This is a genomic window from Lysinibacillus sp. FSL K6-1151, assembly GCF_038630755.1.
Taxonomy (GTDB): Bacteria; Bacillota; Bacilli; order Bacillales_A; family Planococcaceae; genus Lysinibacillus; species Lysinibacillus fusiformis_D.
In genome coordinates this window covers 1,962,996-1,975,456 of record NZ_CP152040.1, presented here as the reverse complement: position 1 = coordinate 1,975,456, position 12,461 = coordinate 1,962,996, and the positions used below count along the sequence as shown (strand labels likewise).

Below are 12,461 nucleotides of genomic sequence, written 5' to 3'. Positions count from 1 at the left end.
ACAATTAAAAATATCACTTATTAAAATCTATGAACTAAAATGACCCTTCAAATCGAGGAATCAGGCTGCTGTGATTTAACCAACTCAGCAGCCATATACCCCATCATCATTGCTGGGTATAAACAGCCTTACACTATATTTGCACCAACTGCAACGCCTTCTTAACCTCTTGACTATCTTTTGCTAATACGCTCATCACATTCGATCCAAACCATTCCAATGATGCATCTACCTCCATCGTTGAAACTGCTTCTGCTAGGAATTCACCATAATCAATAGCACCTTCAAACAAAGGAACCATTCCTTCCCTAGACCCTGCTGCCGCATACACATTGTTTGGTGAAAAAACATCTAGTTGAGCACGTGAGGCAATATTTTTAAAATGAAAATGTGAGATATAAGGACGTAGTTGCTTCATGGCGACAATCGGGTTCATTCCTGATTCCCATATATGTAAAACGTCAAAGTTCACTCGTAGGCTTGAGTGATTCGTTTCTTCAAGTAACTGCATGGTTGAAGGTAGATTATCTGTTAATGTATTTGGATGAGTTTCTACCAGCAAGTTTTGTCCTTGTGACTCAAGATAATCACAGAGCATTGTAAGTCTGACAATAAGTTCTACCCTTTCTTTCTTACTCGTGTCTGAGCTGCCTTGCTTTCCTACAAATGTACGAATTTTATTTGTTCCCCAGCGCTTGGCAAGTGCAGATAATCTTTCTGTTTCAGCCATCATCTCCGAAACGGGTGCATCTAATGGCAAATAATCACTAAGCATGCTCGTTTCCAAACCGTAGGAGCTTAGCCAATCTGCTCCATAATGAGGTTCATCTGCCAAGTTCTTTGCATGAATGCCCCAGAGCTCGATTCCTTGAAAGCCTTGTGTTTTAGCAAATTGAGCTAATTGCTCCATCGAGTGGAGATGGTGCCGAAATGAGATTGTACAAATTGATAGTTTCATAACATGACCTCTTTCTTGTGCTGTAATGTTAACCATGCTTGAAAACATTCTTGTAATCCTTGCTTGATTTTGAACTCAAGCTGATTTTGTTCTTCTAACTTCACAAAAATATTTTCCACCAATAACAAATCTTGCGTCATCGCCAGCTTCATCGCTCGATACTGAATCGTTGTATAGCCAGTCACTAGACGCTCAATTTCATCACACCATGTGTCAAAGCCTTCCTCTTCTCGCCCAAGTGCTTCCCAAAAAAATGCAAATGCATGCTCATATGCATACTTTCTAATCGCGATAACTGGCAATTGCTTTAAGGCCGTCGGTAGTTTTGACAGACGTTCTTTTCCTGCGATAGACTTTTTCATAATTTCGGTAACGGCATCTGTCAACGGATTACAATCAAGCTTGATGCATGTATTAAAATAGGCTTCAACCGTCTCTGTAGTAGGAGCAATAATCGTCTCAGAATCAAAGTAATAGCCACCTTTGACAGTTGGCTCTTGGATTGCAGCTAAAATTCGCTCCTTCGGTAAAATTCCTTCCCAGCGAAAATCAGGGTCATACATAAACCACTCTTCTTCATTTTCGGTCGATTCTAGCATCACATAATGAGGGAATGGACGTTGATGAAATTTATTCTCTCGCTCTGGCAGCATCGATAAATCCAGCATCACCATCACATGCTGATGTGGCGATTTATTCTCTACTAGCCCTAGCAATTTGTTTATATTTTCTTGTTTAGACTGCTTTTCGTCATACCATTTGTAAAGCTTGATGCCATAGAGCATTTCATACCATGTTTGAAAGAAATCATGATCGATTTGATCAGAATGGTATGTTAGCACACCATTATCAAGCACATCAAAATCAGCGTCCCATACCCCAAAATAGTAGGGCCTATGATCGACACCTTTCGTTTTCTTAATAACCTCACAAACACAGCTTACAAAACAATGAACTTTTATCATTTTTGGCCTCCGATTATTCTACCTTTTGCTGTTTTTCTAAAAAGCTTGCTAATGTTCCTACTGTTTTGAAATCTTTAGGAACGAGAACCTCATCGGGGATGGCAATGCCAAGATCCAGCTCTATATGAAGAATCAGTTGAAGGACCATAATGGAATCCATATACAAATCCTCATTTAATCGGGCATCTTCATTGAAAGAAGACAGTGTCGGCAACTCTAATGAATTTTCCATAATATCATAGATGCTCTGAATCAATTGTTGTCGCGTCATACTGGTATGCCTCCAAGTTTTTTTCTACTTATTTTTCCATTAGGCAGCTTTTCAATTTCTTGAACAGGCAAAAACTCTATTGGAACTTGATGTGGAGCTAGAAATTTTCGGCACCATTCTCGAAGCTCCATATTATCGATTGGTTCAGTAGACACATATAGTGCACATACCCGCTCTCCTGACAGGTTATCTTGTTTCTTATATACAACTGCTTCGACTATTCTTGGGTCATCCATTAACACGGTTTCCACTTCTTGCGGATACACATTCAAGCCTGCTACATTAATCGTGTCATCTATTCTTGCTAGAAAAGACAGAACATTATCTTCTATATAGCCAAGATCTTTCGTATAAATCGTTTGTGTCGACAATTCAATAATAATTTCGCTCGGTGTTTGTTTATCACCGGCTGTTACCTTTACATGAGGAAGTGGGTAGCCCATTTCTTTCGGATCTTCCACATTAGGGTGAATCGCAACACAGCCTGCTTCAGAGCAGCCATACTGCTGGAGTACTTGGCGAGATTTCTCTCTTAATGTTGTCAGCCAGCTATGCGGCATCAAAGTTCCTGACGTCATAACACGATCAAATTGTTCACCCATCGGTAATAATCGACTTAATGTATAAAGTAACGCTGGGGCCCCATAGAGTATGTGTTGAGGATATTCTTTTAGCTTTTTCAAAATATATTTAGGGTTATTATTTGTAATAATAACTGGCTTTGCTCCCCTTCTTAGGCAAGCCAAAACACCACAAATGAAGCCATAGGAATGAGTTACTGGACAAGCAACAACCGAATTTGTCAAGGAATCGACAGGTAACATCGTCACATAACTTTCAATCTCTTTTTCCACAGAGCCCCACGTTCGTTCAATACATTTCGGAGCGCCTGTTGTGCCTGAGCTCATTTGAACTAATACGCCCTCTTGGTTATTGCAATGATTTGATAGTTCAATGAAAGTATCAATCGATTGGAACAACAGCAGATGACTACCTGCTGAAGAAGCAAGCCGCACAGCTCCCTCTTTCGGCGTTGCTGAATGGATGGGGACAACTGATCCCCCTTTTTCGCGAATGTATAAACAAAGAGCTATATATTGGAAAGTATCATCCGTACAAATAGCTAGTCTGCGATTGTTACACTCCCTTAAATGAGGTAAGCTTTCATATATTTCAAATTGCTTCTCAATATCTTCTACTGCATAAAATTGATCATTGACATAAAACATCATCATTTCTCCTTTTTATCCGCTTGCGCCAACGTATTGTTGACGATATGTCGAAAATTACCTTCCTCTTGATTTTGAACTTTCTTAGTTAGCAAAGATTCAACATAAATTTGTGTGCTAGTATGCTGAAGCTGTTCATGTCTTGCACATAACGATGGAAAGCGTTCCAAGTGCTTCTGTAAGCTGTCCTTAACTTGACACCAAAAATGTGTTTCTGCAAAGTCATACTGCTCCTCTAGCAAATACGATAGTTCACTTAAATGAAATACGAATAGTGTATCCATAATTAATTCTCGTAAAGCCTCTAGAGAAGACATCCAATAATACTGATCGACAGGTGCATCTTTAAAACGTTCGTGTATCGTTGCAAAGTCTGGAACGAGGCTTCTGTCTGCAATGAATTCTTCCATATATTCGATACTGTCATGGAAATCCCTCAGTACAACCCGAGTGGGCCACCCATTTTGATGCAATAAAATCATGTTTTGTGCATGTGCCTCCAGCGCAATACCATGGGCGACCAGCAAGTGCCACACAGGAATAACACTCACTTCGATCAAGCGTTTTACCCACTCCTCTGCTCCATATCGGGAAAGCCAATCATCAATAAATGGACGCCCATCTCTCTCCATCATCATTAGTACTGTAAAAGGAACCGCTTCCTCTTCATCCTTCATATACAAGCGCACACTTTCTCGCCATATGGTACCAAGCTGACCTTCTAGTTTGCTACTATGCTTTTTGGCATTCGGTTCAAAAATAATACCTGCATATTCCTCCAGTACAATAAGCGATGCTTCCTTTTGTAAATAGGCATCTAATTGAATCACCTGTTTAAGCCATGATGAAATAGGAGGAGCGGCACAAACAGCATGAGAATGTAACTTTCGCAAGGAAGAAGTATTCACCATATTCATTGCACATTTTAATTGCGCCTTTTCAGGATGTGAAACATTCCATAATGTTCGTACTGATTGGGTTGCCCTATAGTAATCTCCTTTCACATTTAGAGGGATTAAATCTTTTTGCTCAATTAATCCAGCTAGTTCCATTTTCAGGTTATGCCATTGCCAAGGATGAACAGGGAGGAACGTATAGTCGTCAAATGTTCCACCGAAAATCGCAAGCTTTGCTAGAAGGTCTTCCCACAGAAAATGTCCTAGCTCTCTTTTCCAAAAGCTCTCTTCCTCAAGAACGGTGATTCGTACGTAGCTTCTTCTCACCGCAACCCATTGAAGGGTAAATGATTGCTTTGCCTCAGGGCCATAGTTTTTATGGTCGTCAATTGTAAAACCGGTTCTAGATTTGAAACAAGGATGATAGGGATGCCCTTCCATGATTTCTGATTCTAATTCTTCATAGCTCGAATTTCTTCTCGACATGGGCATTTGGAGATGACGCTCATTCCATTGACAAAGCTTACTCGTTAAATGAAGTTCTTCCAGTAAACGAACTTTGTCTTTACGAGTAGATAGTAATTCATCTACTAGATCCTCAAGCGTAGCTTCTAGTAACGTCTCATCTTTTCCTACTAGAAAAATACTATCGCCCTTTATTCGGATACGATCAAAGGCCATTCTTCGCCCTTCACAACGATAGGTACATTTCTGTCCAACAAGAGTAAAAATGGAAGACCATTTATCTAGAGGCGTTTCTTCATATTTGATTAGTCCTTCAAACATCATTGCTTCTACAAGCTGCCGCCTTACACGTAGCTCTTCTTGTTTAGTAACTAAAGGCTGTAGCTGCTTCATATTCTGCCTCCTCATACTGAACAACGAACGGATTTGGCACTTTCGTATATACCGCTTGTTCAAGCTCGGCTTCTAGTTCATCTACATCATGAAATCTTGTTAATAAATTTGCTTTGAACGCAAGCTCCTCTTGCTTTAGAATGTTACGAATAAATGCCTTCCCGAAACCTGTAAATTCTTTTTCTAATAAGTGCAGTTGATCGATAGACCACTTCAAAAGAATTTTTTCATCGATTAGCTGATCGGCTCCAAATCGAGAAATAACGGGAAACAATTGATTCATAAATAAATAATATGTAAATCTATCATGAATAAGGGCATCTTCGTAAAATAGCTCTTCTGTTTCATGTAAAGAAGGCTCTATTGAAAGAAGTACTTCTTTATATGTTTTTGATAAGTAATAACCTTGGTTATCACGATAATAATAAGTAGTTGGATAACTGGAAGAAATGTTTAACAAACTATTTTGCTGGTGTGCTTCGAGAGCTATTCCATTCTCATCGTATAATCTTAATAACGATTCAATCGAACATTTCCAATAAGCCTTAAACCAATCTAAGCTTACACTCTCTAATGATCGGAATTCTGATTGAGCAATTTTCATGATGAGCTGACATAATTTTGATTTTTCTTTTGGTAGGGGCTCTTGCAAAAGCGTAGCGATCATGCAGATTCCTTCATCCTGTCCTTCAGGAAATACATTTGAGCGAAAAATAACCTCAAACCCTGATTCCGCCTGATTTGGGAACTCTACAGTCATATAGGCTGGATCATCAATCATCCGAAAAGATGGATGGTTCTGTAAGAAATCAATCTTATTCATTAACCGAGCCATAACAATCCCAGCTTTTAATTCATGCGTTCTAGTCACCCGCAATGAATTCGTTATTTTGACTGGAATTGAAAACTTATACATCATTTCTTCATTTGTGCTATATACCGTTCTTATCGAGGAGGTTGCTGTATAAAGTGCCCCAAGTGCACCTTCGTATTTTATCCATCCTTCAGCAAGCGCTTTTTTTACATGCGGTTGCTGCAAAAGCCATTGTGCTTGAAGCGGATGCATCGGAATGAGACAATCCTTCTCTGACATCACAAAATCAGGTTGTGATGTTGTTAAAGACTGAGAAATGAGTTCACTTGCACTTTTTTCTAATACAGAGGACTCTTTTACATTTTTACGGTCAACACGAAAATAGTGAAGCTGAAAAGAACCTTGTAACTCTGGAGCAAAACTCGTTTGCTGCCAATCTGACATCCCTTGTCTGCTTTTAGGTGTCGGATGGAGCCAATGTCCAAGTAAGAGTGATTGCTCAGCTTCAATAAACGTACCGTTAGCTCCATTTTGTTTCTTATTTTCCAGACGCTTTTCAATATAATTTGTCATCGTTTGATAGCTCTCAATTATGCGAAGAATGAGTTCATCAAAATGGGAGGAAAGTTCATGACATCCATCCTTCTTTGCCATAAAATGGAGTTCCTGAATAAATGTGATGAGTATTGTTAATTTATCTTCGACAAGCCATTGGTTTTGTTTCGTACAATACTTCAACGAGTCACCAAATTTATGTCTTCCAACAAGAGATTTGTATTCCATGCCAAATGCAAAACGTGTGTTTTGTAATGGCAACTCGATTTCTAATATATATTCCTCTGTCATCAGGATAGATAGTCGCTGTTCTTTTATCCATTCCTCCTTTCTGACCCAGTGTCCGCTACTCACCTCTCGTATATAACAATTCATAAACGCTTGAAACGTTGCATTTTCTGCAATCTGTTTAGCCATCTGTTGCATTCATTAACCATCCTTTCACAGAGCCTTCTCCCTATCAAATGATAATTATTATCATTCACTGTTAAAAAAATGAGTCTTCCAAATTAAAAAGACTGATGAGATGATAAGAAGTAAATGGAAACAATTGAATTGTTGACAAACGTTGATAATGATTATCATTTTCAACAATAATTACATATTATAAGAAAGACAGAAATGACTCAACTGTCTAAAGACCTATATGGCAATTTAAACCATCGAAATAGGTAAAAGTGTAGAAGCTGTTGCCTTTTCTTGGAGGATATTAAGAGGTTATTAATATATGGTACTTTGAGAGGGAGAAATATTACAAGGAGATAAAAAGAATTTTGCCATATGTGAAAGGTCTATATGTTATGAATGTTCCTAGCCTTTTACATAATATGCAAAAACCCTTTCTTATCAACGAAAGGGTTAAAAATTATAGCTATTTATAGAGATCTACCCTCCCTTTTTCCAAGTAACTGAGCAATTTTAGGTGATAGGAAATGGTGTAGATACTCTTAAGTCATTCAAATCTTATGAGCCTATTTAAAATACAATGCCGATAATGATAGCTGATAGAACACTTACAAGTGAAGCACCATATAGCAATTTTAATCCAAAGCGCGCAACCACATTCCCTTGCTTTTCATTTAACCCTTTCACCGCACCCACGATGGTACCAATGGACCCAAAGTTCGCGAAGGATATAAGGAAAACAGATACGATGGCTGTTGTGCGCTCACTGAAACTATCTTGTATTTTAACAAAATCCAGCATGGCAACGAATTCATTTGCCACAAGCTTTGTCGCCATGATACTTCCGGCATTGACAGCTTCATGCCAAGGTACACCCATGACAAAGGCAATTGGAGCAAAGATATAGCCTAAGATGTCTTGGAACGAGATGCCGAATATACCGCTAAATACACCATTAATCAAGGCAATCACCCCAACAAAACCTACTAACATGACCCCAACGATGATGGCTACCTTAAACCCATCCATAATATATTCGCCTAGCATTTCAAAGAAGGTTTGCTTTTCACCTTCTTGTACTTCAATTATATCCTCTTCGGCTTTTACGTCATACGGGTTAATGATGGAGGCTATGATAAAGCCGCCAAATAAGTTTAATATTAATGCTGCCACTACATACTTAGGCTCTAACATCGTCATATAGGAGCCGACAATCGACATAGATACCGTTGACATCGCAGAAGCACATAATGTATACAGACGATGTTTCGGTAAAAATCCAATTTGATTTTTCACGGAAATAAATACTTCATTTTGTCCTACTATAGCTGCTGCAACTGCATTATATGATTCTAGTTTACCCATCCCATTTATTTTACTTAATACTAAACCAATATACTTAATAATAAATGGGAGGATTTTATAATGTTGCAATATTCCAATTATTGCTGACATAAATACAATTGGCATTAATACATAAAGGAAAAATGTATGTGCACCTTCATTGGCCATCCCACCGAATACAAAATTAGTACCTTCATTGGCGTATTCAAGTAATTTTGCAAAACTATCAGCAAAACCTTTAATTAGAAATTCCCCGATACCCGTTTTAAGTAAAAGAAAGCCTAAAATAAGTTGGATAGCAATCATCACCATGATGGGGCGATATTTAATCTTTTTCTTATTATTACTTGCAACCCATGCTAATAATAGAACTAGCATGAGTCCTACTATAGAAATTAAATAATGCATCTTGTCCCCTCCGTGTTTTACTCTGTTTAAGATATAGACTTACTCGAATGTTTTTCCTTCCAGATTAATCCTTGTTCTAAAATAATCGCTAAAAAACTTCCACAAATTAACCCATTGTTTAAAATAGCAATCACGATAGGAGATAATTGGCTTGTCGCAGATGAAGGAATAAACATTAAACCAACACCAACTAAAAGAGACACGCCACTCACGATATACGTTCGTTCCTCGTGCGTAACCGTTTTCAATTCCTTCAAGGAGATTCCGACCATTTTGACAAAAATAACGAATGTTACAGCATAGCCTATTGGTGCTGGAATACCCGCTAATATATTCATAAAGGGTGGCAGCAAGGAGATACAGATAACGCAGCAACACCCAATTAAAAACGACCTGCGTTCCTTCATACCTGTTTGTTCAACATATCCTGCTGCCCCCGAAATTGGCACTGAGCCGATCGCACCCAGGCCTCCACAAATTAGTTGTGTAATCCCTGACATAAATCCAGCACGCAAATAACGGCGATCATCCCTTGATTGTTTTTGTTTCATGACTGTCACCATCAAACGGATTGATGCAATCGCATTAACTATTAATAGCAATGCTAACAAGAATGCTGTAGTGATGGTTCCACTGTCAAATCTCGGCCTTCCAAATGGGAAGAATTCAGGGAGCTTAACTAGTGTATTTACCTGTGAAATCCCAGATGTCTGACCAAAAATCGCAAATAATAACCAACCTATCAATATACTAATAATGATTGAAAATTGCCGCAGAATAGTATAGCGATTGTTGCCTAACCAAAAGGTGATACAAATGACCATCGTACTAAGTAGAAATACTTTAATATCTACTGTTGCGTGGCTTGACGAAATACCCATCATTCCTTTCATAAAGGAGCCACTTAATTGAAAGATTAATAAAAGCAAATAGATAAAAGTGATGGTCGGTGTAAATAAACAAGCAATTTTATCCATTAGCTTAAGTGCTGAAAGTAGGATAAATAAAATACCACTTATAATCATTCCTCCACATAAAGCTTGTAAGGCAGCCATGTGAGAAGAATATAATACCCCTACCAAGCTCGCATAAATGGTAAAAATGCTCCACCATAAACCAGCTGGCCCTTCATGGATTGGTAATTTATGACCAATCAGCCCTTGTAAAAAACCAGCTATCCCTAAAGTAATAATCGTACTTTGGATTAGCCCAGACGTCTCAATAGGTGTTAGATTATATACATCTGCGATAGCAATCGGCGCTGCGATAGCACCAGCGAGCATAAATACCATCCACTGTAATCCAGACAATATTGCCTTCATTACGGTCTTCCCCTTTTCTTACGATTACTATTGCATTACTCATCGATGATTGTCTGAAGTGCAATGTCCACCATTTCATAAAAGGACTTTTCACTTTCCTCGTGAGATAAGCTTTCATTTGTTAATAATTGACTACCTACCGTCAAAATAGATAATGCTTTTACCCCGTATTTAGCAGCTAAAGTATAGAGGGATGTACTTTCCATTTCTACACCTAACACACCGAATTCCATAAACTTATGAAGCCTGTCTAGTGTTTCACGATAGAATTCATCAGAATTATAAATATTGCCAACAAAGACATTTACTTTTTTGTCTTGTGCTTGTTGATACGCCTTCATTAATAAAGAAAAATCTGCTGTTGGTGCGTAATTATTACCGTAGAATATTTTCTCCGTCAAATTGCTATCTGAGGACACTGCTTGGGCTAATATAATATCACGGATATTAATATCCTTTTGCATCGCACCACATGTTCCGATACGAACCAGTTTCTTAACGCCATAATCGTTGACCAATTCCGTACCATATATACTCATCGATGGATTGCCCATCCCAGTACCTTGAACTGAAATCGGCACACCTTTGTACATTCCTGTGTAACCATACATCCCTCTTACTTCGTTATAGCAATAAGCCTTCTCTAGAAAATGCTCTGCTACAAATCTTGCACGCAGAGGATCTCCAGGAAGCAGCACACGCTCTGCTATTTCTCCCTTTTTTGCACCTAAATGCCTACTCATCTTTATCCCTCCAACTATTTATCTCAAATTCCATAAGGTAAACGTTTTCATTTGCCATCAAAAAAACCCATAGCTGTTTCCAAACCAATTTCTCTTAAAAGAAATCGGTTCAGAAACTACTATGAGTATAAGATTTTTTTATCATAACAAACTAGACCAGATTGTTACGTAGTGTACAGGAAATAATTGACCAAATTACTGAAGCAATTCTTGGCGAATATTATCTAAATCCCTTTTTGAAGGAATCGTTGAAATAATAACAACTGGCACTGTCGTTAAGGCAACAGGAAAATTACTTATGACAAAATCAATGTGATGCTGCTCCACCATTTCATCGGTTAGCCCCTTCATAATAGAAGTATTAATAATGAGCTGGTCTCCAATTTCGTTTTTTATCAAATTAGCTATATAATGACGGATAGAAAACTCCTCACCAATGACCAAGAAGGCTCGTTTACTTTTATAGCGTAGTCCTGAACGAACAAGTAAGGTGAGTTTGGTTAAATGAAAGTCATTATACAGGACAGAAGGGTATGTTTTTTGCCACTTTTGCATGCAGTTCTGCATATCTTGATAAATCTGATGACACTCGATTTGAACATAGTTTGTTAAATTACTTTTTGCAATCGTCAACCATTCAGGAATGGCGTTATCGATTAAAAGCTTGTCAAGAAACTCATATACTTCCAAGATAAAACGCTCTTGCCTATCTAGATTGGGGTAAGCCTTGGCCAATATTGTTAACAACTGCTGCGCCATTTGATCGACTTCTTTATTCTTGTACAATTCAATTTCTTTCTCCGGCGTCATGTCAGACCCTTCATAATAATGATATTGGCTTAGGCTAAATAGGGATTGCATGAAAAACAATTCACTTTTTGGTAATTCTATAGAGAATCTTTCTTCCAGTGCCAGCGCAAAGTCTTTTACTGGCAAATAGAAAATCCCACTTTCCCAAAGATAATCACCCTCAGCAATTTTGACATAGTTCCCTTTTCTCACTCTTTCAAGTACAATCGCTATTAAAAACGATAATTTCCGTTTGGAATTGATAAAATAAACAATGTTCTTCTCATTCTCTATATTCGTAATGGATTGATTGATAAAATCAAAGTCACTATTCGTAAATGGCCATCCTGTAAACTCATAAGCATCACCATATAACTTCCAGTAAAAATAGCGGATATTCAATTCATTTCCCTTTACGGCTGGCGTCGAGTATGTAATCCGTAGCTTATATGGCTTCAAATCGTGATTATTTAATTGCATAATCAGTTTCTTCAAAGATGAGGTACTCATAAACATAGCTTCTGCAAGCTCCTCCATGGTGGATTGATGCCCATTTGTAAACAATAAATGCATTAGTCGATAGAAGATTGTTTGTCTAAGCATGCTTGAAACCACTTCACTAACTGTTGTACTTCGCCCATCGCGTTGTAGAAAGATTCCCTTTCCTCTAGACACTTCAATAGTCATCGCTGCTGGCAATTGCCTATTGATTTCTTCTACTAGCTTACGGATGGTTTTATCTGAAACATGTAAACTTTTTTCAACCTCCGCTAAAGTAAACCATCTTTGTTCAGCATCTAACAGCGTTAATAATCGACTAGCTAATTTGAATTCCTTATCCACGTTCTCACCCTTATCCATCATTCACAAAAAGGAACATACATTACTTGCTGTATGTCCCTCT

Annotated in this window: 10 protein-coding genes; all 10 read right to left on the bottom strand. The window is 38.1% G+C overall.

The genetic code is table 11. From position 1 onward, the window contains the following. Positions 1–133: 133 nt before the first annotated feature. The 10 genes from MHI04_RS09425 to MHI04_RS09380 all read right to left on the bottom strand — a co-directional run bounded on the left by MHI04_RS09425 (position 134) and on the right by MHI04_RS09380 (position 12,400). Complete coding sequence (locus tag MHI04_RS09425) at positions 134–958, bottom strand: sugar phosphate isomerase/epimerase (RefSeq protein ID WP_058844991.1); 825 nt, start codon at positions 956–958, stop codon at positions 134–136. Next, positions 955–1,923 (bottom strand): DUF6005 family protein, encoded by a 969-nt coding sequence (locus MHI04_RS09420; protein ID WP_089932327.1) that lies wholly within the window; start codon positions 1,921–1,923, stop codon positions 955–957. Before MHI04_RS09420 ends, MHI04_RS09425 begins: the two co-directional genes overlap by 4 nt. Before the next feature lie 13 nt (positions 1,924–1,936). Beyond that, complete coding sequence (asbD, locus tag MHI04_RS09415; RefSeq protein ID WP_036127419.1) at positions 1,937–2,194, bottom strand: petrobactin biosynthesis protein AsbD; 258 nt, start codon at positions 2,192–2,194, stop codon at positions 1,937–1,939. Further along, positions 2,191–3,429 carry an AMP-binding protein gene (locus MHI04_RS09410; RefSeq protein WP_249663923.1) on the bottom strand — a complete coding sequence of 413 codons (1,239 nt, stop codon included), beginning with the start codon at positions 3,427–3,429 and terminating at the stop codon, positions 2,191–2,193. Before MHI04_RS09410 ends, asbD begins: the two co-directional genes overlap by 4 nt. Further along, the gene (locus MHI04_RS09405; protein WP_342535585.1) at positions 3,426–5,177 is read right to left on the bottom strand and encodes an IucA/IucC family protein; all 1,752 of its coding nucleotides are present in this window, start codon (positions 5,175–5,177) and stop codon (positions 3,426–3,428) included. Before MHI04_RS09405 ends, MHI04_RS09410 begins: the two co-directional genes overlap by 4 nt. Next, a complete protein-coding gene (locus MHI04_RS09400; RefSeq protein ID WP_249645792.1) occupies positions 5,149–6,972 on the bottom strand; it encodes an IucA/IucC family protein in 1,824 nt (607 codons plus the stop codon). The genes MHI04_RS09405 and MHI04_RS09400 overlap by 29 nt, the downstream gene beginning before the upstream one ends. A gap of 549 nt (positions 6,973–7,521) precedes the next feature. Further along, entirely contained in the window at positions 7,522–8,703 is a 1,182-nt protein-coding gene (locus MHI04_RS09395) for a NupC/NupG family nucleoside CNT transporter (protein ID WP_342535584.1), read from the bottom strand. 26 nt (positions 8,704–8,729) lie between these two features. After that, positions 8,730–10,025 carry a purine/pyrimidine permease gene (locus tag MHI04_RS09390; protein WP_342535583.1) on the bottom strand — a complete coding sequence of 432 codons (1,296 nt, stop codon included), beginning with the start codon at positions 10,023–10,025 and terminating at the stop codon, positions 8,730–8,732. 35 nt (positions 10,026–10,060) lie between these two features. After that, positions 10,061–10,768 (bottom strand): purine-nucleoside phosphorylase, encoded by a 708-nt coding sequence (gene deoD / locus MHI04_RS09385; protein WP_036127436.1) that lies wholly within the window; start codon positions 10,766–10,768, stop codon positions 10,061–10,063. Between the two features lie 195 nt (positions 10,769–10,963). Further along, positions 10,964–12,400 carry a helix-turn-helix domain-containing protein gene (locus MHI04_RS09380; RefSeq protein WP_342535582.1) on the bottom strand — a complete coding sequence of 479 codons (1,437 nt, stop codon included), beginning with the start codon at positions 12,398–12,400 and terminating at the stop codon, positions 10,964–10,966. Between the last annotated feature and the right edge of the window lie 61 nt (positions 12,401–12,461).